Annotated in this window: 21 protein-coding genes; 4 read left to right on the forward strand and 17 right to left on the reverse strand. The window is 30.6% G+C overall.

From position 1 onward, the window contains the following. Positions 1 to 29: 29 nt before the first annotated feature. The 4 genes from ACFDSN_RS03805 to ACFDSN_RS03820 all read right to left on the reverse strand — a co-directional run bounded on the left by ACFDSN_RS03805 (position 30) and on the right by ACFDSN_RS03820 (position 4711). On the reverse strand, positions 30 to 722 hold the full coding sequence (locus ACFDSN_RS03805; RefSeq protein WP_375238500.1) for a glycosyltransferase family 2 protein: 693 nt from the start codon (positions 720 to 722) through the stop codon (positions 30 to 32). Then, positions 719 to 1699, reverse strand: a complete 981-nt coding sequence (locus ACFDSN_RS03810; RefSeq protein ID WP_375238501.1) for a toxin-antitoxin system YwqK family antitoxin — start codon at positions 1697 to 1699, stop codon at positions 719 to 721. The genes ACFDSN_RS03805 and ACFDSN_RS03810 overlap by 4 nt, the downstream gene beginning before the upstream one ends. 9 nt (positions 1700 to 1708) lie before the next feature. Beyond that, on the reverse strand, positions 1709 to 3289 hold the full coding sequence (locus ACFDSN_RS03815) for a 4Fe-4S binding protein (RefSeq protein ID WP_375238502.1): 1581 nt from the start codon (positions 3287 to 3289) through the stop codon (positions 1709 to 1711). A gap of 72 nt (positions 3290 to 3361) precedes the next feature. After that, on the reverse strand, positions 3362 to 4711 hold the full coding sequence (locus tag ACFDSN_RS03820; RefSeq protein WP_375238503.1) for an NAD(P)/FAD-dependent oxidoreductase: 1350 nt from the start codon (positions 4709 to 4711) through the stop codon (positions 3362 to 3364). A gap of 154 nt (positions 4712 to 4865) precedes the next feature. On the opposite strand from ACFDSN_RS03820, the gene ACFDSN_RS03825 reads away from it, so the two are divergent. From ACFDSN_RS03825 to ACFDSN_RS03840, 4 genes are all read left to right on the forward strand, one after another. Beyond that, positions 4866 to 5567, forward strand: a complete 702-nt coding sequence (locus tag ACFDSN_RS03825) for a DUF547 domain-containing protein (protein ID WP_375238504.1) — start codon at positions 4866 to 4868, stop codon at positions 5565 to 5567. A 30-nt stretch (positions 5568 to 5597) separates the two neighbouring features. Next, positions 5598 to 6527, forward strand: a complete 930-nt coding sequence (locus tag ACFDSN_RS03830) for a hypothetical protein (protein ID WP_375238505.1) — start codon at positions 5598 to 5600, stop codon at positions 6525 to 6527. Positions 6528 to 6615: 88 nt separating this feature from the next. Then, complete coding sequence (locus ACFDSN_RS03835) at positions 6616 to 7617, forward strand: glycoside hydrolase (protein ID WP_375238506.1); 1002 nt, start codon at positions 6616 to 6618, stop codon at positions 7615 to 7617. Next, positions 7607 to 8875, forward strand: coding sequence for an outer membrane protein assembly factor (locus tag ACFDSN_RS03840; RefSeq protein ID WP_375238507.1), 1269 nt, complete (start codon positions 7607 to 7609; stop codon positions 8873 to 8875). The genes ACFDSN_RS03835 and ACFDSN_RS03840 overlap by 11 nt, the downstream gene beginning before the upstream one ends. A 715-nt stretch (positions 8876 to 9590) precedes the next feature. Here the strand turns inward: ACFDSN_RS03840 and ACFDSN_RS03845 are convergent. The 13 genes from ACFDSN_RS03845 to ACFDSN_RS03905 form a co-directional block, all read right to left on the reverse strand. Next, the gene (locus ACFDSN_RS03845) at positions 9591 to 10313 is read right to left on the reverse strand and encodes an NYN domain-containing protein (protein WP_375238508.1); all 723 of its coding nucleotides are present in this window, start codon (positions 10311 to 10313) and stop codon (positions 9591 to 9593) included. Between the two features lie 92 nt (positions 10314 to 10405). After that, positions 10406 to 11101, reverse strand: a complete 696-nt coding sequence (locus ACFDSN_RS03850; RefSeq protein ID WP_375238509.1) for a TIGR04283 family arsenosugar biosynthesis glycosyltransferase — start codon at positions 11099 to 11101, stop codon at positions 10406 to 10408. Continuing rightward, on the reverse strand, positions 11094 to 11936 hold the full coding sequence (locus tag ACFDSN_RS03855) for a DUF547 domain-containing protein (RefSeq protein ID WP_375238510.1): 843 nt from the start codon (positions 11934 to 11936) through the stop codon (positions 11094 to 11096). Before ACFDSN_RS03855 ends, ACFDSN_RS03850 begins: the two co-directional genes overlap by 8 nt. Further along, complete coding sequence (locus tag ACFDSN_RS03860; RefSeq protein WP_375238511.1) at positions 11933 to 12817, reverse strand: sterol desaturase family protein; 885 nt, start codon at positions 12815 to 12817, stop codon at positions 11933 to 11935. Before ACFDSN_RS03860 ends, ACFDSN_RS03855 begins: the two co-directional genes overlap by 4 nt. A 138-nt stretch (positions 12818 to 12955) precedes the next feature. Next, positions 12956 to 13924, reverse strand: a complete 969-nt coding sequence (arsM, locus tag ACFDSN_RS03865) for an arsenosugar biosynthesis arsenite methyltransferase ArsM (RefSeq protein ID WP_375238512.1) — start codon at positions 13922 to 13924, stop codon at positions 12956 to 12958. A gap of 27 nt (positions 13925 to 13951) precedes the next feature. Next, positions 13952 to 14764 (reverse strand): purine-nucleoside phosphorylase, encoded by an 813-nt coding sequence (locus tag ACFDSN_RS03870; RefSeq protein ID WP_375238513.1) that lies wholly within the window; start codon positions 14762 to 14764, stop codon positions 13952 to 13954. A gap of 6 nt (positions 14765 to 14770) precedes the next feature. Beyond that, positions 14771 to 15520 carry a T9SS type A sorting domain-containing protein gene (locus ACFDSN_RS03875; RefSeq protein ID WP_375238514.1) on the reverse strand — a complete coding sequence of 250 codons (750 nt, stop codon included), beginning with the start codon at positions 15518 to 15520 and terminating at the stop codon, positions 14771 to 14773. Positions 15521 to 15530: 10 nt separating this feature from the next. After that, positions 15531 to 16139 carry a TIGR04282 family arsenosugar biosynthesis glycosyltransferase gene (locus ACFDSN_RS03880; protein ID WP_375238515.1) on the reverse strand — a complete coding sequence of 203 codons (609 nt, stop codon included), beginning with the start codon at positions 16137 to 16139 and terminating at the stop codon, positions 15531 to 15533. Then, on the reverse strand, positions 16132 to 16644 hold the full coding sequence (locus tag ACFDSN_RS03885) for a rhodanese-like domain-containing protein (protein ID WP_375238516.1): 513 nt from the start codon (positions 16642 to 16644) through the stop codon (positions 16132 to 16134). Before ACFDSN_RS03885 ends, ACFDSN_RS03880 begins: the two co-directional genes overlap by 8 nt. Before the next feature lie 8 nt (positions 16645 to 16652). Beyond that, the gene (gene arsS, locus ACFDSN_RS03890; RefSeq protein WP_375238517.1) at positions 16653 to 17708 is read right to left on the reverse strand and encodes an arsenosugar biosynthesis radical SAM (seleno)protein ArsS; all 1056 of its coding nucleotides are present in this window, start codon (positions 17706 to 17708) and stop codon (positions 16653 to 16655) included. A 68-nt stretch (positions 17709 to 17776) separates the two neighbouring features. Beyond that, complete coding sequence (locus ACFDSN_RS03895; protein ID WP_375238518.1) at positions 17777 to 18109, reverse strand: arsenosugar biosynthesis-associated peroxidase-like protein; 333 nt, start codon at positions 18107 to 18109, stop codon at positions 17777 to 17779. A 97-nt stretch (positions 18110 to 18206) separates the two neighbouring features. Beyond that, positions 18207 to 18998, reverse strand: coding sequence for a T9SS type A sorting domain-containing protein (locus ACFDSN_RS03900; RefSeq protein WP_375238519.1), 792 nt, complete (start codon positions 18996 to 18998; stop codon positions 18207 to 18209). A gap of 97 nt (positions 18999 to 19095) precedes the next feature. Beyond that, entirely contained in the window at positions 19096 to 22374 is a 3279-nt protein-coding gene (locus ACFDSN_RS03905; protein ID WP_375238520.1) for a M43 family zinc metalloprotease, read from the reverse strand. Positions 22375 to 22785 lie beyond the last annotated feature (411 nt).

The raw sequence follows: 22785 nt of genomic DNA on the forward strand, positions 1-22785 counted from the left end.
GTAAATTACGTCGTTTGGATCTGGTAAATTCACTTCTTAAAACTATATTTAAAAATCCAACCTAAAATTTTTATTCCTGCAAATATAGTACCTTTTACCGTACCTGAAACTTTTGAGACACCAATTCTGTTTTTATACCTTAATTCTACCTCTTTATAAGTCATTTTTTGCTTTAAAACTTTAAGTTGCATTTCTACAGTCCAACCATAGGTTTGGTCTTGCATATTTAACTCTAGTAGTTTATTATATTTTATAGCTCTAAATGGTCCTAGATCTGTAAACTTGGCATTAAAAAAGAGTTTCATTAAAAAAGTAGCTAACCAATTTCCAAATACTTGTTGAGGTGTCATAGCACCAGTTTCTCGATGTTTTTTAACTCTTGCGCCAACTACAAAATCTATGTTTTCTTCTAAAATAGGCGCAACAACTTTTGTTAATTCTTCTGGGTAATCGCTATAATCACCATCAAGAAAAACAACAATATCTGGTTTTGGTTCTAAATTTGAAAGATATTCTAGACCTTTAAGACAAGCATAACCATAACCGCGATTATTTTCTGTTAAAACTGTAGCGCCAGCTTTTGTAGCATTTTCTAAAGTTAAATCGTTTGATTTATTATTAACCACAATAATCTCGTTAACAATAGTAGGAATTTCAGCAATAACCTTTGCAATAGAGTCTTGCTCGTTATAAGCTGGAATAATCACTTTTATATTGGTCATTTTAGATCACTTAAATTATTTTCTTTTTTAAAGGACTCTAAATCTGTCCATACTTTTATTTTTTTTCCTTTTGAAAACTTTGCAGCCGAAACTAATTCTTCTTTGTGGTACATTAAGCAATAACCATTTTTTTGATTATTTTTTAATTGACATCTATGATTTACACGTTCCATATTATCATAAAAAAGCCACCAATCTTGTTTTTTACCTTGTTTAAAATGGCCTTCTTTTTGCTTATGTCCTTCTTCAGAAAAATAATACCAATAATTGGTTTCTAATCCGTTTTTAAAAGTGCCAAATTTACTTTTTTTTCCGTTAGCATAATAGTATGTCCAAAAATTGATTTTTAAATTATTTTTGTAATTACCTTGATTCTTTATTTTTCCTGAACTAAAGTATGATTTCCAGTAACCTACTTTTAGATTTTTCTGAAAATTACCTTGATTCTTTATTTTTCCGTTATTGTAATATTCTTTCCAGAAACCTTCACGTTTATTATCTCTTGTTAAACCTTCAGAAACAATAGTGTTATTGATAGAATAGGTTTTAATGTAACCATTTTTCATTCCATTATTAAACTGACTACTTTCTATAAGTGTACCGTTTTTATGAAACGTTTTCCAAAATCCTGATTTTTTATTATTTAGATATTCTCCGCTTTCTGAAACATTTCCATTGTTATGGTAATATTTCCAATAACCATTTTTTAAATTCTGTTTATAAAAACCTTCAGATTTTAATGTGTTGTCTATATAAAATGTTTTCCAATAACCCGATTTTATACCTAATTTAAAAGAGCCTTTTTCTTTTACAATACTATCTTGATAATAAAACGTCCAATGCTCAGATTTTTGATTCCTATCTAACCAGCCGTGAGATTTAATACTATTATTATTAAATCTATTTATTTGATACTCTTTTTGAGCCAAGCAGAATGTTAAGCTAAAAAATAATAAGAGTATTGTTATAAATTTCATTTTTAAAAATTACTTTTTATTAAGTAAATCCATTAAATCAACATCATTTCCTAAAAGAATTTCTGTTGGATTAATACGTCCATCTTCTGGGCCATTTTCTAATTTTAAGACACCACGCGGACAAACCGCACTACAAACACCACAACCAACACAACTTGATCTTACAATATTTTCGCCTTTTTGAGCATAAGCTCTAACGTCTATTCCTTGCTCGCAATACGTAGAACAATTTCCACAAGATATACATTGTCCACCATTTGTAGTAATTCTAAAACGTGATTTAAAACGTTGTACAAAGCCTAAATATGCTGCTAAAGGACAACCAAATCTACACCAAACTCTATTTCCAAAAATTGGATAGAATCCAGTTCCAATAACTCCTGCAAAAACTGAACCTATTAATAAACTATAAGCCGTTTGAATAGAAGATACTTTTATACCTAAAACAGTTCCTGTTTCTGCAAAGAAGCTAAACAAAGTTAAACCTGTCATTATTATTGCAAATAATAAAACACTATGTATTAAGTAACGTTCTACTTTCCAAGAAAACAATGATTTACTTGAATGTTGTCTGTAGGGATCTCCTAATGTTTCTGCTAATCCACCACAACCACAAACCCAAGAACAATACCATCTTTTGCCAAAAAAATAGACCATAATTGGAACAATAACTAAGGTTAACACAATTCCCCAAACTAAAATAAATAAGCCAATTCCACCACTTGTAAGTAGCTCATTTAAATTCCATTTAAAAAAGAAATCATAGTCTAAAGGAAAGGCGTTTTTAAAATCGTAATAAGGCATTTGTAAGCGTACCATAATCTCAGGAATTATAAAAGCAAATACAATTTGAAAAAACAAAACAGATGTTGTTCTAAAAACCTGATAGATGTTATGTCTGTATTTTATGTACATTCTAACTGCCATAACTGTCATAACTACACAATACATAAAACCATAAACAAACCAATGTCCCGCAAGATTTCCGCTTAAAAATTCACTAATTGGATCTACTAAAAACGTCCAATTTGTGGCGTATTCTGACCCAAAATAAAGTACAATATAAAACGATACTAAAAAGAAAAATACCAACCAGCCAATCCAACCTTTATTAGTTGAGCATTCATGATAGATACCATTATTTTTTATGCCTTTTTTTCCTAATAAAATAACGTTTGGCAAAATGAACATTAAGGCGCCAATAATTCCTAATCCAAAAGTTAAAAACCACATTAACCCTTTGTTTTCTGGAATAAAACCTACAGCTGATTTTTTCCCAATTAAAGCAGACATATCACTTGGTTTGGTATAGATTTTTTTGCCCCATTCTTTATTTTTAATGTGATATTTGTTGGCTTCTGTAATAGCTTTTGCAATTACAGGCGACAAACTCTGCATGCCATTAAAAGTTTTGTTGTAGACTTTATCTTTTAAGTCTAGGATAAAAACCTCACTCTTAATATTTTTTTCTCCAATAACGTTTTTAAATGTTGGTGCATCTAATTGATACGTTCCTAGAATTGGTAATACTGAAAAAATTGCCAATCCAATAAAGAAAATAATTAGACCTGTTGTTTTGATTGCTTTCATTTATAATTCGTTTTAATTCCTACGGAAATAGAAACTTATATATTGATTAATTTTATTTAAAAATGACTGAGATTAAGCTTTTGAAAAGATCCGTTTCCAACTTTTCTTTACTGGCACTATTGACGTTCCAAATTCTGAGTCGTAAGTTGTAAGAATTTCATTCTCATACTGTTTGTAAAACTCTGGATCGAAATTAGCATCTTTTAGATGCGTCATTATATAATCCATATCTCTTTTTTCGGTTAGCCATTTGTCGAATATTTCGTGACGCATTCTAATTCCAAACGTATTAATGCCCAAAAACAACTTAGTCTCTTTATTATAAGCAACTGTAATACAAATATTTTCTTTGGAGTGTCTCCAATGGAAGTGTTGTTCGTCTTCAGATTTATGTCGTTCACTAAAAACCCAACCATAGGTTTGGTATTCTACATCTAGAAATTTGGCTGAATTAAACCAATGTCCTGGTTTGTATTCTGTTTTATTATTACAAATAGTTTGAGCTATAGTTTCGCCCATCATTCTTCCTGTGTACCAAACAGCTTCAATTGGTCTACGATTTCCAATAGCTTCGTGTTGCTCGGCACAATCACCAATAGCATAAACATCTGTAATATTAGTTTCTAAAAAACGATTTACTTTTACGCCTTGACCAATTTCTATATTAGAGGTTTTTAAAAAGTCTATATTTGGTGAAACACCAGCGGTTAAACCAACTACATTACAAGAAATTTCTTCTCCTGTTTCTTCTATAATTACAGATTTTACATTACCGTTTTTATCTGAGACAATTTCTTTCAAATTAGTTGATAAACGTAAGTCGATATGATGATCTAAAATATGCTCATTAATAAGACTACTTTCGCCTTTAGGTAAAACACCATTCCAAAAACTGGCTTCTCGTACTAAAAAAGTAACAGGAATATCTCTAGAACGTAACATCTCTGCTAATTCAATACCAATTAATCCGCCACCAACAATAACTGCACGTTTACAAACTGTATTATTTGGAGCTAATTTCTCTAATTTTTCTAAATCTTGCTTATGATACATTCCAATAGCACCATTTAAATCTTGTCCTGGCCAACCAAATTTATTAGGTTTACTTCCCGTAGCAATAATTAATTTGTCGTAACTAAATTGTTCTCCAGAAGCAAATTCTAAGGATTTAGAAACTGTATCTATGTGCTTTACAAATCCTTTTTTTAATTCTAATCTGTTTTTTTTCCAGAAAAAAGCTTCATAAGGTTGTGTGTGCTCAAACTTCATGTGTCCCATATACACATACATTAATGCAGTACGAGAAAAGAAATATTCTGTTTCAGCTGAAATTATGGTTATTTTTTTATCGGAATTTTTTCTAATATGTCTTGCAGCAGTAATTCCTGCTATACCATTTCCAATAATTACAATATGCTCCATAAAAGACTGGTTTAGTTAGTTTGTAAACTAATTTACAGCCTTTTGGTCGAATGGTTTGTTAATTCCTTAACAAAGATTTAAAAATAAATGTAAGTTCTAATTGTAAAGACGACTTACCTAACGTTAAAACGCTTTATTATAACTTAAATATATTATGAAAAACCTTTTTTTTATTACCATAGTAAGTTTATTTACGCTACAAAGCTCAGCACAAAATTTAGATCAATTTTTTAATTCATCGGATGTTTTTTTTAAAACCTACGTAAAAAACGGTCTTGTAGATTATAGTAGTATTAATAAAAACGATTTAAATACTATTTTAGAAAATGCTTCAAAAATAACGGTTATTAAATCTGATGTTAAAAATTTTCAAGCTTTCTGGATTAACGCTTACAATTTAACAGTAATTAAAAGTTTGTTGGATAATATGCCAATAAAATCACCTTTAGATAAAGCAGGTTTTTTTGATAAAAAAACTTATCATTTAGCAGGAAAACAAATTACATTAAACGATATAGAACATAAATTATTGAGAGCTAATTTTAAAGATGCGCGTTTCCATTTTGTCTTAGTTTGCGGTGCTTTAGGTTGTCCGCCTTTAATTAGTAAGGCTTATTTGCCAAGTACTTTGGATACTCAATTAACAGTGCAAACTAAAAAAGCTATAAATGGTTCTTTTTTACAAGTGAAGGCAACTAAAATTCAAGCATCAGAAATTATGAAATGGTATAAAGAAGATTTCACAATGAATGGTAAAACTGAAATAGATTTTATAAACAAGTATCGTACAGAAAAAGTACCCGAAAAAGCTAAGATCTCATATTTTCCATATAACTGGACGATAAACAAACAGTAATTAATTTTCAATAACAAACAAATTATACTAATGACAAAACTAACCATAGTATTTCTATTCCTTATAGGCTTTTCAGTTTTTGCACAAGAAACAGAAGAATCTGAAACCACAGAAGTTGTAAAAAGTAATATTCAAGAATTTACACCAAGTAAACTGTTAAGTAAAGGGCAATGGGATATTAAATTTTTTAATAGTCTTTATACACAAACCAAGCAGACAGCCGAAAGAAGTCAGGCGCAAGATATAGATAGACAAAATTTCTTTACAAATACAACGGAAATCTATACAGGAGTTTCTAACAATTCACGTATAAATGTAGGTTTAATATTTCAGGTTCGTGCTAATAATTATGGCGGGCAAGATGCTTTAAGTGTCTTTAATTTTGAAAACAATTTAATAGATTCAAGAAGTGGATTAACTACTATAGCGCCATCTATTAGAGTGCAACCATTTGCTAGTATTTCTAATTTCTCTTTTACAAGTTCCGTGTATTTACCAGTTTTTAAAGACGAACCAAATGCTACTTATTTAGATAAACGAAGCATTTTTTGGGAAACTAAATTTTTCTACGATAAAACTTTTGGAGGCGATAACTGGCAAATTTTTACAGAAGTAGATTTTGGGTTTGATTTTGGTCAATCTAAAAAAGAAGCTGAAGAAAATGGAGACAATGTAAATACAGGCGAACGTTTTGCAAACAATAGTATGGTATTGCCGTTAAGTGCTTTTTTAAGTTATTTTCCGTCGAGTAAGTCAACAATATTTGTAAATGCACAACAAGCATTTAGAATAGATTTAGGAAACGATTTTGAACAAAACTATACACAATTAGGTTTTGGTGGAAAATATCAAATAACAGATGTATTAAATTTAGAAGCTTCTTATGGTAAAATTGTAAGAGGTGTTAATTTTCAAGGTTTAGGTAATACATTTAGCCTAGGAGTTAGAGCTTTATTTTAGTTAGAAATTTCTCAGATATTAGTTAAATAAGAAATAAAGATATTCAGTCTGTTTTAGATTGAATATCTTTAGTGTTTAATAGAATTATATGAAATTATTTACTGCGATCCTTTTTGTTGTTTTATTTCAGTCTTGTACTAGTCAAGTTGAAAAAATTAATGGTGTTAGTTTTGTAGCTGCATCAGATTCTATTTCGAACAAACATGTAAAACCAGTAAAAGCAATACATGCAAATTATGCGTCTTTAATGCCTTTTGCATTATTAAAAGCTATAGATTCTTCTAATATTTATTATAATCCAAAACGTCAATGGTTTGGAGAAACTGAAGAAGGGTTACAACAATATTCTAAATGGCTTAGGAAAAGCAATATTAAGCTTATGGTAAAGCCTCAAATTTGGGTTTGGAATGGCGAATTTACCGGAACTATAAAAATGACAAACGAAGCAGATTGGGAAAATTTAGAAAAAACATATTCTAAGTTTATTCTGGACTTTGCAGGAATGTCTCAACGTTTAAATGCAGAAATTTTTTGCATAGGAACAGAGTTAGAGCAGTTTGTAAAACACAGACCAGAATACTGGAAACAACTTATTTTAGACATAAAAAAAATCTATAAGGGGAAACTAACATATGCTGCAAATTGGAACGAATATGAAAAAACATCTTTTTGGAACGATTTAGATTTTATAGGTATTGATGCTTATTTTCCATTAACCGAAGAAAAAACACCAAGTTTTGAAGCTTCTATGGAAGGTTGGAAAAAACACAAAACAATTATTAAGAGTTATTCAGATAAGTTTAGTAAACCAATTCTATTTACAGAATTTGGATACAGAAGTGTAGATTATGCAGGTAAAAAACCTTGGGAAACTAGCCGAATAAAAAATAGTGTTAATCTTGAGGCACAAACCAATACTACAAAAGCTTTATTTGAAACTTTTTGGCATGAACCTTGGTTTTCTGGCGGATTTGTTTGGAAATGGTTTCATAATTACGAAGCTGTTGGCGGTATAAACAATAATAGATTTACACCTCAAAACAAACCTGCGGAAGCTATTTTAAAAACTTATTATTCTAATGAAAACTAATAAGTGTTTTCTTTTTTTTGTTTTACTAATCTCTAGTTTAGCTATAGCTCAGGACAACTTAGTTTTTTCTTTAGAAGTACAAGGAAATAAGAAGCTAAAATCTTCTTTTGTAAAAAAGATAGCTAAAGTTAAAGCTGGGCAAATTCTAGATTCTGTTGTTATAGAAAAAGATATTAAACGTTTAAAAAGATTACCTTCTATATCTCACGCTTATTATCAAGTCTTTAAGTCTCACGAGAATTTTTATAAAGTTTTTTATACTATTGAAGAAAATTTCACCATAATTCCATCTGTAAATGTGTACACTTCTAATAACAATGAATTTGCATATAGATTAGGTTTGTACGAATTTAATTTATTTGGTAGAAATATAATTTTTGGTGGTTTTTACCAGAAAGATGTTTATAGTAGTTATGCTATAAACTTTAGAGCACCATACTTATTTTCTCGCAAATTAGGACTTGCAGTTAATTTTCAGGATTTAACCACTCAAGAACCTGTGTTTTTTAATAATAGTTCTGCAGATTATAGATACCAAAACACCTCTCGAGAGGTTTTAGGATTATACGAGTTTAATTTTAAGCACAGAATGGAACTTGGGTTTAACTTATTTACTGAATATTATAAATACAAATCTGGTGCTACAAGTAATGAAGTTCCAAAAGCTTTAAGGCAAAATAAACATTTAATAAAAGGAATTTACGAGTATAATAATTTAGATTATAATTACCAATATGTATCTGGATTTAGAAGTGTTTTTAATGGCCAATACGTTGGTGTAAATGGAAATTCTGAATTACCAGAATTTGTTATTGCTTGGAATGATGTTATGTATTTTAAACGAGTTGGCTCCAAAGGAAATTGGGCTAGTAGATTACGTATTGGATTTTCTAGTAATATAGAATCTCCTTTTTCTCCTTTTGCCGTAGATAATAACTTAAATATTCGTGGTGCAGGAAACACTATAGATAGAGGAACTGGCGCATTTGTATTAAACTCAGAATACAGACATACTTTATTGGAAAAAGATTGGTTTGTATTACAAGGAAATACTTTTATAGATGCAGGAACTTGGCGAAATCCAGGCGGAAAATTAAACGATTTTAGTAAAGCCGATAATATTAGGATTAATCCAGGTTTAGGTTTACGCTTTATGCATAAAAGTATTTATAATGCTATTTTTAGAATAGATTATGGTGTTGGTATTACAGAAAACGATGCCAAAGGTTTTGTTTTTGGTATTGGACAGTATTTTTAGGTGATTTCGTTTAACGTGCTTGTGTAAGCAACCAACTTACTAAAAATTAACCGAACCATTGGGAATTCCGCAGGAATTTCCAAGTAGGCAAGTCACAAGCAATTATTTTTGCACGTTGTTGTAGGTAGTTTTTATATTTTAAAATTCATAAAATTAAGAGATAAAAATAATGACAATGCCAACAGTCCAATAGCGATATATTCCCAAAGTTTAAATTTATCCAATTTATTTCTCATTTTAATTAATCCAATGAATATTAAAATCAGAAAAAGTATATAAAGTATTGGCAAACTTGTTCGTGAAAAAGAGTCAGTAAGTGATAGTTCAGAGAATATTTTGTTATATCTACAAAGAAGTAGAGAAGAAGTCCAATAGGTATTGAATATCCGAATACAATTTCATTTTTCCGATTTTTAATTAGAGCAAATGTTGTAATTACTGAAAAAAGTCCTAAAATGAGAAATCCTTTAAACTTCCAAGCTATTCCAACGAATGTTTTTTTTCCAATTCAATACCAAACACAGATAGTGCAATCCAATAAGCAAATAAAGAAAAACTCAATATTCCAATTGCGCTGAAAACAATAATTAATGTAATGCGAATATTTCTGATATGGTTGTTCATCAAATTACCTACAACAAGATGATATGAATACGTTTTAATGTTTTATATCAGCAGTTAAACGAAGTTCGACTAAAAAAATAACAAAGTCAAGTTATTTATTCTTAACAAAAACTAATTTGTTTTTTCTTTTTGTGTTTTCCCTTTTGTCTAGCTCAAATTTCCCAATAGATTTAATTAAAGGTGTTAGTTTTTCAAAACCATAATTTCTAGAATCAAAATTTGGTTGCTTTTTTTGTAGTAAACTACCAACATCACCTAAAAAAGCCCAGCCATCTTCGTCGGATAAATCTGAGATTGTAGCCGCTATTAATTTAATTACTTTAGGTGTAATTTTATCTACGCTATCTTTTGTGTTGTCTTTTGGGTTAGTGCTTTCTTTCTTTTCGGTTTGCTTTCTAATTATTTCTATATAGATAAACTTATCGCAAGCCACTATAAAAGGATTTGGTGTTTTTTTCTCTCCAATTCCAATAACTTGTTTTCCCGCTTCTCTTAATCTGGTAGCTAGTTTTGTAAAGTCACTATCGCTAGATACTAAGCAAAAGCCATTTACTTTTTCGGAATACAGAATATCCATAGCATCTATTATCATGGCAGAATCTGTGGCGTTTTTACCTGTAGTATAGGCGTATTGTTGTATTGGTGTAATGGCGTTTTCTAATAATAGATTTTTCCATTTAGATAAATGTGGACTGGTCCAATCGCCATAAATTCTTTTAATTGTTGGATTTCCGTATTTAGCAATTTCCTGCATCATTTCTTTAACATGTGCAGATGGAATGTTGTCTCCATCTATAAGTACTGCTATATTCATAATATATGTTGTGTTGGTTTTTTTATTAATTCGTAATTACGTTTAATAAAATTGTTCTACTAAGTTAGTTGAAATAAATAAGAATACAACTTTTAAGCTATATGCTTCTTATAATACGTTAACAAATCATTTGCAGAAGCTCCAAGCCATTTTTTTACGTAAATAGTCCAGAAGTGGTATTGTAGTTTCCAAACGCCATGACGTTCGTATAAACGTGCTGAGGTTATAATCTCTTGTTGGATCACTGTAAACTCTTTACGTGCGTAAAGTTCGTTAATTAATATGTTGTCTTCGTAAATAGTATAAGCCTCGTTAAAACCACCTATTTCTTCAAATAATGCTTTTGTAATAAACTGACTTTGATCGCCTCCACGACAAGCACGCCAAGAAAATTGAGTTAACCAACTTGCTAAACGTAGCCACCAATGGTTATTGTTAAAGCGTAAACGAAAACAACCTGCTAAATTGTTGTTATGATATTCTTGAATAATTAACGCATCGTATCTGTTTGGAGGAAAAGAATCTGCATGTAAAAAGTATAAAATAGTTCCTGTAGCTATTTTTGCACCAGCATTCATCTGTTTAGCTCTTCCTTTTTCTGTGGTAATTAATTTTATGTTTAATCTGGTGTTTTTTATAATAGTAGTGGTTTGGTCTGTGCTTCCGCCATCTACTACTATAATTTCTGCTATGTTTTCTAAGGCAGCATTATCTATTAAATGATACAATAAATCTTCAATAGTTTCTGCTTCGTTTAAAACAGGGATTATTATAGAAATTCTACTCATTTAAATCCCAATTATAAGTCATATAACTTTTTTTAGCTTTAGATGATATTTCGATTTCAGAATATTGATTTAAGAAATTTATGACATCGCCATTTTGCTTAAAATCTTTAGAAAACCATTGGAATATTTTAGAGATTTCAATGTTATTGGTGCTAATTTTATTTCTATTAGAATCTGATAAAAATTCTTTAGTTGCATTGGTTAATTGCTCATCAAGATTAAAAGCTGTAAATGCTTTGTTTTGAAGTTTAGGACAAGAAAATGAAGCACATACAATAGCAAAATGAATTCGTGGTTCATCCATTTTTCTAAGTACTTTGTGTTCTATGTCGTTTAAATTTATCCATTTATCTCCAAATTTCCATAAACGTTGATCCCATGGGTTTTTAATGTCTTTTATGGTTTTTAGTGGATAATTTCTAATAATTAAATCAATAGTTAATGCATTATATGCATTTATCCAATACGCTAGTTTGTCTGCTTTAGTCCAATTTTCTGTAGGTGTATATTTACTTAACAAAGCAATGTAATCTCTTAATGTTTTAGCGTTGTTTTTAAAACCTTTATAACTAACTAAACCGTTTTGTGTTACAAGTTTTTTAAGAAGCTTATTAAAAATACTATGATCAAATTTTTCAATTGCTACTAGTTCAACAGTTTCAGAAATACCATTGTCATCTATTGTTCCATCAGTTACTAAACTTATTTCTGTGGAATTATTATCTGTAGGAGTTTCTATTTCTTTAACTGTAGTTTGCGCTGCTACTATAGCAGTTTTCTTAGAACCACACGAAGTGATTAAGATTACTGTTAATATATAGATTATCTGTTTCATTTTTTGTTGAAAGGATATAATTCTTGACCAATAAAATCTTGAGGAAATTGGTCATCTTTTGGAAAGCCTAACTCTATATCTTTTCCATTATACGGTACGTAATTGGTTTTAAAAATATAATCCCAAAGACTTAATGTAATCCCAAAGTTCATTCCTTTTGGTAAATGTTTTGGTAACTCTTTTGCGTGATGCCAAATATGCATTTTAGGATTATTAAAAACGTATTTAAAAACACCATAATCCCAGCCTAGGTTCGCATGATTTAAATGGCCAATAGTAATGGCAAAAAAGTGAACTATTGCCACATCTTTAGCCGTAAAACCACCAATTATAGCTAATGGAATATATAAAAAGCTTTTATAAACAATTGGTTCCATCCAATGGTAACGTAAATGAGCAGCAAATCCCATTTGTTTTACACTATGATGTACTTTGTGGAAATTCCATAAAAAAGGCACGCGATGTAATACGTTATGTGTTAACCATTGTACAAAATCGCTTACTATAAAAAAAGCAAGTAAACTCAATAGCTTTGGGAATTTACTAATGTCTATTATTTGAAATGATTTTAATTCTATACCAAATTGATTTAAAAAAGTGTCAAATAGAGTAGCGGTAGCATTAGAAAGTGCTATAAGGATAATTAAGTTCAATAGAAAAAAATTAAAGAACATGTAAAATGTATCTAACCAAAAATCTTTTCTAAAAACAGGTTGGTTTTTACGCCAAGGAAAAACCAATTCTAAAATAAAAACAACAACAGAAATTAAAATTAATCCGTAAAAAAAATTATCCCAATTAGAATTTAATAGGATTTGATTTTTAAGGTAATTCCAATAACCAGAATAAGAGTTTTGTATGATTTCTATAAGATTTCCCAATGCGTTTTTATTTATAATTAAGTCGAAGCTTAAAGATAAACCTTTCAGTCAAAAACTAAGTTAACTAATAATTAAAAAAACCTGTAAATTTTGAACTTACAGGTTTTAAATATCTATCAAGAATTTATTATCTATTGATTAGCAACATCCGCCACCATCATAATGATAAGTAGATTCGCTAAAGAAGATATCGTCTCTACCTAAATCCTTTAAAGCTTGTGCTGTTTTATCGCAAATAGCGATAGGTTGGTTTTTAAGTAGAATATGTCCTTTTTTATCATCAAAATAATCTTCATCACCATAATAAATAGCAGATTTACCTGTAAAGATACAAGGTCCATCTTCTGGCATTGGATCTTTAATAGCTGCTATTTCTATAGATTCTATATAAATTAATTCGTCTGTTGGGTAATTTTTAGGATCTAAAATACGATATGGTTTTCTTGCTCTAATCTCTATCGTTCCAAAACCAACATCTGTTAATGCTTTTACATAGTCTGCAATTGGTAAACTTCCGCTTAAGCATAAAGCACGTAATCTATCGTCGTTGCGTAACGTATCATTCATTGGTTGCTCACAAGTAGGATCACTCATAACCAATTTTCCATTAGGTTTTAAAACACGATACATTTCTTCAATAGCTTTCTTTAAGTCTTCAGCTTTAAAAATATTAAATAGACAATTTTGAGCAGCAACATCTATAGAGTTGTCTGGCACATTTAGGTTTAAAGCATCTCCTTTTACTAAGTCTACAAACTCACTTTTAAACCAATCGTTTTGTTCTTCGGCAACTTTAAAGTTTTTACGAGAAGCTTCTAACATTTCATCTACTACATCTACACCAATAACGCCACCTTTTACACGGTTAAAATATGAGAATTGTAATAATTCCATTCCGCCACCAACACCAACGTAAAGCATTTTTGGATTATTAGATAAGTCTCTAGCGTGAACTGTACTACCACAACCGTAGTTCATTTCTTGCATTATTGTAGGTATTTTTAAACCAGGCAATTCCCAAATTGGGTTTGTTGTACAGCATAATCCAACATCTGGAGTTAATGCTGCTTCTTTGTACAAATTATTTGTTGCGTCTAAGTAACTCATTTTATATAAACGTTTTTAGTATAGTGATTAAAGTGATTTTATTAATTCTTTAAATAAAGTAATCATTTCTGGTTCTGCTTTTGTTGCCATTGCAATAATTTCAGCAATGTCTACAGGTTTTAGATTATCTGGATCACATTCGTCTGTTAAAACTGAAATAGCTGCTACATTTAATTTTAATTGATTAGCAACAATAATTTCTGGAACTGTACTCATTCCGACTGCATCTGCTCCAATAATTTTAAGCATTCTATATTCTGCTCTTGTTTCTAATTGTGGTCCAAAAACACTAGCGTAAACACCTTTATGTAAATTAATATTATTAGCTTTTGCTATAGCATTAAACTTAGTATTAATACTTAAACTATATGGTTGACTCATATCTACAAATCGTTCGCCATATTCTTCAACACCTTTAAATGCTAACGGTGAATTTCCTTGTAGATTTATATGATCTTCAATAAGCATTAATTCACCTTTTTTAAAGTCTAAATTAATTGCTCCCGAAGCATTAGACACTAAAAGGGTTTTAATACCAAGCTCTGCCATTACACGAACTGGATATGTTACATCTTGTAATGTGTAGCCTTCATATAAATGAAAACGGCCTTGCATTACAATTACCGTTTTTCCTTCTAGTTTTCCGTATATTAATTTTCCTTTATGAAACTCTACAGTTGCTGTAGGGAAATTAGGAATATGATTATAACTTACTTCTTGTATAATCTCCAATTCGTTTGTTAATTGACCTAAGCCTGTTCCTAAAATAATTCCTATTTCTGGAGATTCAAATCCTTTTTCTTTTAAATATTTTGCGGTGTCTTGTATGTGTTTTTTCATTTAGAACTACTCTTTAATCAACTTTTTTATAATAGTATTTCTATTACTTTTTATTTGAAGTAAATATACACCAGAATTTAAATTATCTAAATTAATTTCTTTTTTTGTTAATCTATCACTTTTAGTTTTTAATACTGTTTTTCCAAGTAAATCAATTACTTTAATGTTTAAGTTTAATTGGTTTTTATTTGAAATAGTAATATTATCTTTTGTTGGATTAGGATAGAAGCTTATTTGTTTAGAAAGTGAGTTTTCTTTAACACTTAAAGAACAACCTGAAGATAAAACACCTAAATCTGCATATCCCCATGGTACGTGGAATTGTACACATTGTAAGATTATGTATTGGTAATCGTTAAGGTTTACACTAGATAAGTTTTGTGAGAATGTTTTTGCACCAGTCATTACATGTCCATCATGTCCTGAAGCATCTTCATTATGCTCGTCATCTAATAAATCTCCATCCATATCTACTCTAATAAAAGTTGTTGGAGTTGGGTTAGTTGCTGGATCTGTATCTATTGTTTGTGTTGTGGATAAGAAAACAGAAAGTTTAAATCCTTGAACAGAAATAAAATCACCTTCAAAGTTAACGGATAAGCCAGAAGCTGTTTGTGTTATATTTGCTGTTCCTGAAATTGGGTATACTGCTGGGTTTGGGCTGTTTTCTATAAAAGTACCAGAACGAGAGCATTGTGCATAAAAAACTGTACTTGTTAGTACAGCAGCTAAAAGTAAAAGTAATTTTGTTTTCATAATAAAGTGTTTAGCTTGTTTTAAAATAGGAAGTAAACCTTGGATAAGGTTTTAAATCCTCGACATAATCTATGTCGTTTAAAGTTTCTAAAACATACACTTTTTTTGAAATTAATTTTTCTAAAGTTTGTTTATAAACAGTTTCTGTTCCCCAGTTTTTAATATTGAATACTTCTGGGGTTGGTTTTTTAAAACCTAATAAATAATAACCGCCATCTTCTGCAGGACCTATAACAGCATCGTTTGTGTCGAGTTTTTTATACGCTTCTTCAATTATTTCTGTCGAAAGGTCTAATAAATCGCTACCAATTATTATAACTTTTTCGTGTCCTAAATTAAATAACTCTTGAAAAGCATTTTGCATTCTAATACCTAAATCTTCTCCAAATTGTTGTTTTTTGTTGAAAAGAGTTTTATCCCAAATATCGTTATCTCTAATTTTTACAGAGTAATATACATAACGTGAAGATTTTACTTTTTTTGCCACATTTGCCGTATGTTGTAGTAAAAATTTATAAACATTTAAAGCTTCTTGGTCTCCAATGGTTTTTGCTAATCTTGTTTTACATTTACCTAATTCTGGGTTTCTTGTAAAAATTATGAGTGCATTATTACTCATTAGATTGTTTTTTGGGATAATATGAAATGCCCTTTTTCAGCCATTTACTCCATGTTTTAGAAAATGCATGAATACTATCGGTTTCTTTTTTATTGTTATTATAAACGCTGAAGTCTTTATTCTTCCATTCAAAAATCCCTCCATAAAGATTTTTAACGTTTGTATATCCAGCATTTTTAAGTTTTTTAGCAATAATTTCGCTTCTAACTCCTAAAGAGCAATACACCACAATTGGGTTACCTTTATTTGGAATAGTATTTAAAATAGTTTCTAATTTAAACGTCTTGTAGCCCACATAAACAGCATTTTTTAAATGACTTATATTATACTCTTCAATCTCGCGTGCATCTAATAAAACAGGTTTAGTTTTAAATTGGACCAGTTCGTTAACCGAAATATAAGGCACAGTATTATCATTATACTTTTTAAGTAATTGATCAAGATTGTTTTGAGCATAAATTTGCTGAAAAAATAGAGTAAACAGTAAGATGTATTTTAACTTCATAATAATTTTTATGCTACAGTTCCTTGACAACTACTTCCTGCACCAGCAGTACAACCATAACAGTGTTGAGAAATAACAATATTTCTTCCTTCTAAAAGTTCTTCATTGTATTGACTAATATGCTTAGCTTTACTATTAACTGGTAACTCTAACATCTGATTAAAATCGCAATCAAATAAATAACCATCCCAACTTACAGAAAGTGTATTTGTACACATAACGTTTTCTACCGCAGCAGGATTATAAGCATCTACTAATGCATACATATAATCTTCGTAATTTTCTGAAGCTATTAAGTAGTCCAGAAAACGTGCAATAGGTAAATTGGTTATTGCAAAAAGATTATGAAATTGAATACCGAAATCTTCTTTTAGTGCTTTCTTAAAATCTTTTTCCATAGCCACTTGGTCGCCTGGCAAGAAAGCTCCTGATGGGTTATAAACTAAATCTAAACGTAATGTACTGTTTGGCATTCCGTAACCGCGCGCATTTAATTCTTGTAGCGCTTTAATAGATTTGTCAAAAACACCATCTCCACGTTGTTTATCTGTTTTTCCTTTAGTCCAATGTGGCATAGAACTAACCACATGCACATTGTGTTTTTTGAAGAAATCTGGTAAGTCGTAATACGATTTATTAGCTCTTATAATGGTAAGATTTGAGCGAACAATAAAATCTTTAATACCAGCTTTAGAAGCTTCCTCAACAAACCATCTAAAATTTGGATTCATTTCTGGTGCTCCACCAGTTAAATCCAAAGTATGTGCTCCAGTATTTTTTATAACTTCTATACATTGAAGCATGGTTTCCTTAGTCATTATTTCTTTTCTGTCTGGACCAGCATCTACATGGCAATGCTCACAAACTTGGTTGCACATATAACCAACATTAATTTGTAAAATTTCAAGCTTTTTAGCTTTTAAAGGAAACTGATTGGTTTTGGAAATTTTAGATTTAAATGTTTCTAATTCTCCATTTGCAAAAATTCCACCAGATAATATTTCTAATTGCCTGTTAGATTCTGCTAAATCACTATGTCTTTTTTGTAAAGAAGTTTGTGCCATAAATATGTACTAAAGCTAATTTGTCGAGATAACTAGACAAACTTACAATATAAAAGGAAAATTATTTTTTATAAATCTAGTTTATTGACTTTATTCATCATTTGTACACCATGAACTAAAGTTGCACCACTTTTTATAGCAGCGCCAACATGTAATGCTTCCATCATTTCTTCCTTAGTTATACCACGTTGTAGTCCATCTTTTGTATATGCGTCTATGCAATATGGGCATTGTTCTGTATGTGCTACTGCTAAAGCTATTAGAGATTTCTCTCTAGCAGTAAGTTTTCCTTCTTTAAAAACTTCTCCATAATAATCAAAAAACTTGTTTCCAAGAGTTTCGTTCCAATCTGTTATTTTTCCAAATTTTCTTAAATCTTTATCATCGTAGTAATTACTCATCTTTTTTTTAACTAAAATAGAACTAATTTGGAAACAAAAAAAACGTCTGTATAAATACAGACGTTTTAAATATAATTAGTAATAAAAGAGTTTTTATTTACTCCTTAATTAATTTTATTGTTTTAGTAGAATTAGCAGATTCTAATTGTACAAAATAAATACCAGCAGTTAATTCAGAAGTATTAATTGTTTCTAAATTAGATGTTTGAGTAATTACTTTTTGACCATTAACATTATAAATAACCGCTTTTTCTAATACATTACCTAAACCTTTAATGTTTAAAACATTTTTTACAGGGTTTGGGTAAATAGCTACTTTATCTAATTCATTACTTGCTGTACTTAAAGTGTTAAAAGCAAAACTTGTAGTTCCACTTTGTCCTACATATAAATTTGTTGCAGTTGCTAAAGCATCTCCAGTTGGTTCCACTAAGAAGAAACTATCAAAAATACCACCAGCAGCTAATGCTAATGAGGATGCATTATCTAAAAGTGTTAAGTTTCCTGTTGTTGGTGTTCCTAGTACATCAAAAGTAGCTACTACAATTGGAGTTCCGGCAACATGTTCTGGTAAATCTACAATTGGCGCATAAAGTACACTTAGGTTAAAAGCATCTTCTACCCCATGAGGAGCTGGTAAAGATAAATATGGAGCACTACTATAAGTTAATCCATAACCTGTTACTGGACCTAATGTAACTCCATCTGGCACTAATAAAGTAAAACCAGATTGCGCTAAGGTAGGAAAAGGTGCTGCCTTAGAATAGTCTGGAGTAGCAGTTACTGAAAAGTTATATCCAGAATTGTATACTAAAGAAAAAGTATAACTCTGTGCGTTAATTGTTAATCCAACAAATAAAGCTATAAGTAAAAGTATTTTTTTGTTCATTTTTTTATGTTTTTTGTAAATATATAATAATTTTCAACAATTGCCATTTTAATTTGGCAATTGTTGAGAAATTAAAGTTTATTTTAATTAAAATTATTTATGGTAACTGTGCTGTAAATACATAAGTTGCTGTTGGAGGACCACCAAAAACTGTATTACTAGGATTATTGAAAATGTTATCACTTATATAAGTAATATCAGTTCCAGCACCTAAGTACTGTGTTATTCCATCCATATTAACATCTGCGTTGCTATAGCCTAAAGAACTATAAGTTGCTGTTGGAGGACCACCAAAAACTGTATTTGCAGGATCGTTAAAAACATGAGTACTAATAGCAGTTATTTCTGATTGAGCACCAATGTAATTTAAATTGTTATTACCATTAGCGTCTCCAGCCCATAAAGCCATAGTTCCAGATCCCATATCTTTTTGTGCATCTGTTCCAAAAGTTGTCATTCCACTAGTGAAATCTACAGTTGTAGGTGTTGAAGATAAAGCTACAGTAGCATTTGTCATTGCACCTAAATGGTTTCTGTGGTTAATTACTATATAATAATTTTTTGCAGAAGTTGGTATTACTACATTAGAACTTCCATCTACACCAACTACATCTCCATCTCTTTGTAATAAAGCAGATGTACTAGCTTCAATCACAGTGTTGTCTGTTGCATCTCTTAACTCTAACCAAACCCAGTCAACAATTGCATTAGCTCCAGTAGTATTAAATACAGTAGCATTACAAGTTAAAGCATCTGCATAAGGCGATGTTGTTGGAATGTATCCAGCAACTCTTAATTCATCACTCATAAGTCCACCAGAATAAGTTGGGCCAGATAAAAGCATATTAACTGCAAGTTCAACCTTAGAAAAAGCACCTTCAGCTCCTAAATAGTATTTTCCATTTAGACCTGTGAAATCTCCACTTAATTTAAAATCACTTCCAAAAGCAGTTGCCGTTAAAGCAACAATATCATTACTTCCTTCTCTGAAAGCAAATACATCGTTAGAAGTTAAACTTGTTGTAGATGTAAAACCTGTCATTTCTGCAGCAGTTACATAAAAATCAATTGTTATATCTCCTGAATTTGTTGTACTTCCTGGAGTAATATCGAATGTTTTATCCATTACTAAATCATTACCAGTACTTCCATTATAAGATTGTGTTGAGTTTCCAGCTCTACTTACAGAAATATCTACACATCCATAATCAAATGAATTATTATTAGTAATATCTAACATTAAATCTGTTGATACTGCATCTGATGTATATATTGACCCAGAACCTGGTAAATCAACTAAATCGTTACTAGAACCATCATTTACAGCTGTTTGTATAAATTTAGCAATTGTTGCTTCTATTAAAACGTTGTCAATTAGCAATATACCATCTGTTCTAGCAGGACCATTACCTTGACTTAAATGTCTAAATGTTAGTATACCTGTTTCACCAGCATATGCTGTTAAATCCACATTTCTAATTTCTCCAGCGCTATTTCCAGATGTTCCGCCATCAACTGCGTTACCAGCAAGTATAGTAGCTGCAGAAGTATCATCTGTAGACCAGTAAACTTCAAATGGCTCACTATCTTGAAAACCACCAACTCCATAACTTAAGTTAATATTTGTTGCGCCAGCAGGTAAAGTAAAAAGATCTGTGAATAAAAGATTGTCCGGTGAGAAATTTCCTCCATTACCTAATGCTGATCCATTAGATTCTGAAATAAAGAAGCCTCCATCAATCCCAGTGTAAGTAAGTCCAGTTGCTCCACCAAAATTATTTCCATCACCATCATTGTCTATTATAAACCAATCTGTTGTATCTGCAGCTTCTTGATCTGAGTCAAGAACAGTAATTGATTGAGTATTTACAGGAACTGTATCATCGTCTGTAATGGTAATGGTCATATTATTATTTCCAATAACTGCATTACCACCATTAGCATTTAAAGTGAAGGTTAAATCTATTGTTTCATCGCCTTCAACAAAACCATCATTAAAAATTCTTAAAGTTATACTTTGGTCTTCAGTTAATCCTTGCGCAAATGTAGCAGTGCTGTTTAATAAAGTAAAATCTGATCCAGAACTTGCTGTCCCAGCTGGAGCAGTGATAGATGCAACTGCATTTTGTGTAGGTGCAAAAGCTCCAATTCTAAGGTCGATAGTGACATCTGTAAAAGAACATCCTGTTCCTTCTGATGTAGTTAAAGTTGCATTAGAGAAGGTAACTGTTGGGTCAGCAGCAGCAGTTGTTGAATTAGGTAAGTCAGATATACCATCTGCATTTGCAATTACAGTATCAATTCTTAAGACTTGTCCAGCTGTAAAAATGTTCATTATTGAATCATCAGTATAATCCATATAATTTTCTACCATATCTGCAGAACTACAAGAAGTGTTTTGGGCAGTACCATAATTTGCTCCACCAGCATCAGGTGTATCAGTAACAAAATCATCTACAGCACAACCACCATCACCCCAAATATGACGTAAACCAATCCAGTGTCCAAATTCATGAGTTAATGTTCTACCTAAGTTATATGGTGCTGCAGACCCAGGGTTTGCAACAGAACCAGCAGTTCCATAACCTATTACTACACCATCGTTTAATGCAGAACCTCCATTTGCATTTAAACCTGGTAAAGTAGAATTTGAAGGGAATTGAGCATAACCTAAAATACCACCAGAAATATCTGCAGTCCAAATATTTGCATATTGACTTCTATCCCATACAGTTGCAGGCTTAATTTCTAATCCACCATCTCCTAGATCGAAATCGGTTGTTGGGAAAGGACCAGAACCAAAAGCTGTAACTCTATCTACTCCTGGTACAGCTAGAGTATTTCCACTTGGATCTACAGTAGCTGGTAAAAATACAACCTGTGCATCTGCAGCAACAGGATCTGTGCTACCTGCAAGATTTGCAAAATCAATATTTAATTGATCTATCTGAGCCTGTACTTGAGCATCAGAAATATTACTTGCTCCACCAGATGAGATTATATGAAATATAATTGGAATATAAACAACAGCCATTCTGTGTGTTCCATTAGCTTTTTGGGCTTCAATTTCAGATCTTCTAGCTTCCATTAATGGAGCTAACCACGCTTCGAATTCTTCATCTGTTTGTGTTCTTGGTTCTCTTTGCAAGCGTCTTTCGTGCATTTCTACACTTACACATCTTGCATAGCCAGTTTCAGCAATTGATCTTTGATTTTCTTCACTTAACTGTAAAGGAGTAGTGTTTATCGAACTTTGATTTTGTGTTATTCCTAAGTCTGATGTGCTTTTTTGAATCTGTCTTTTTTCTTGAGCAAACATTGAAGTTGCAATTAAAAAGAAACTCAAAAGTAAGCTACTTAATGTAATTTTTTTCATAAGTTATTTAATTTTAAAATAATTTTTCGCTCACGAATATAATAGAATATGATTTGTATTCCAAAAAAAATATTAAAATTTAACATATTGAACGATTAGTCGGTCGTTATTAGTTTGTTTTTTATTACGTTTGTTTAACGAATAAATTAATCAATTTGTAGTGTTTTTTAAATTTTAAAATCGTTCTTAACGATTAATTTTTCTTTTTAACTACTTGTTTTTACTATAATTTTTTTTAACACATTAATAAGTGCTGATCTTTTTTGTAAAAAAGTTAAACAGATTATTGTAGTTTTTGGTAAAAAAAATAAAAAAAGCTTCTATTCAAAAGAATAGAAGCTTTTTAACATTTTATTAGTGGTGCCTCCAGGAATCGAACCAGGGACACAAGGATTTTCAGTCCTTTGCTCT

Source organism: Aurantibacter sp. (assembly GCF_042094015.1).
GTDB lineage: Bacteria > Bacteroidota > Bacteroidia > Flavobacteriales > Flavobacteriaceae > Aurantibacter.

Coding starts and splice junctions, on each gene's coding strand:
- ACFDSN_RS03825 (WP_375238504.1), top strand. CDS start 4,866: ATGAAAAACCTTTTTTTTATTACCATAGTAAGTTTATTTACGCTACAA.
- ACFDSN_RS03895 (WP_375238518.1), bottom strand. CDS start 18,109: ATGAGTAATTACTACGATGATAAAGATTTAAGAAAATTTGGAAAAATA.
- ACFDSN_RS03840 (WP_375238507.1), top strand. CDS start 7,607: ATGAAAACTAATAAGTGTTTTCTTTTTTTTGTTTTACTAATCTCTAGT.
- ACFDSN_RS03815 (WP_375238502.1), bottom strand. CDS start 3,289: ATGAAAGCAATCAAAACAACAGGTCTAATTATTTTCTTTATTGGATTG.
- ACFDSN_RS03830 (WP_375238505.1), top strand. CDS start 5,598: ATGACAAAACTAACCATAGTATTTCTATTCCTTATAGGCTTTTCAGTT.
- ACFDSN_RS03845 (WP_375238508.1), bottom strand. CDS start 10,313: ATGAATATAGCAGTACTTATAGATGGAGACAACATTCCATCTGCACAT.
- ACFDSN_RS03855 (WP_375238510.1), bottom strand. CDS start 11,936: ATGAAACAGATAATCTATATATTAACAGTAATCTTAATCACTTCGTGT.
- ACFDSN_RS03875 (WP_375238514.1), bottom strand. CDS start 15,520: ATGAAAACAAAATTACTTTTACTTTTAGCTGCTGTACTAACAAGTACA.
- ACFDSN_RS03835 (WP_375238506.1), top strand. CDS start 6,616: ATGAAATTATTTACTGCGATCCTTTTTGTTGTTTTATTTCAGTCTTGT.
- ACFDSN_RS03805 (WP_375238500.1), bottom strand. CDS start 722: ATGACCAATATAAAAGTGATTATTCCAGCTTATAACGAGCAAGACTCT.
- arsM (WP_375238512.1), bottom strand. CDS start 13,924: ATGAGTTACTTAGACGCAACAAATAATTTGTACAAAGAAGCAGCATTA.
- ACFDSN_RS03885 (WP_375238516.1), bottom strand. CDS start 16,644: ATGAAGTTAAAATACATCTTACTGTTTACTCTATTTTTTCAGCAAATT.
- ACFDSN_RS03850 (WP_375238509.1), bottom strand. CDS start 11,101: ATGAGTAGAATTTCTATAATAATCCCTGTTTTAAACGAAGCAGAAACT.
- ACFDSN_RS03905 (WP_375238520.1), bottom strand. CDS start 22,374: ATGAAAAAAATTACATTAAGTAGCTTACTTTTGAGTTTCTTTTTAATT.
- ACFDSN_RS03820 (WP_375238503.1), bottom strand. CDS start 4,711: ATGGAGCATATTGTAATTATTGGAAATGGTATAGCAGGAATTACTGCT.
- ACFDSN_RS03810 (WP_375238501.1), bottom strand. CDS start 1,699: ATGAAATTTATAACAATACTCTTATTATTTTTTAGCTTAACATTCTGC.
- arsS (WP_375238517.1), bottom strand. CDS start 17,708: ATGGCACAAACTTCTTTACAAAAAAGACATAGTGATTTAGCAGAATCT.
- ACFDSN_RS03880 (WP_375238515.1), bottom strand. CDS start 16,139: ATGAGTAATAATGCACTCATAATTTTTACAAGAAACCCAGAATTAGGT.
- ACFDSN_RS03870 (WP_375238513.1), bottom strand. CDS start 14,764: ATGAAAAAACACATACAAGACACCGCAAAATATTTAAAAGAAAAAGGA.
- ACFDSN_RS03900 (WP_375238519.1), bottom strand. CDS start 18,998: ATGAACAAAAAAATACTTTTACTTATAGCTTTATTTGTTGGATTAACA.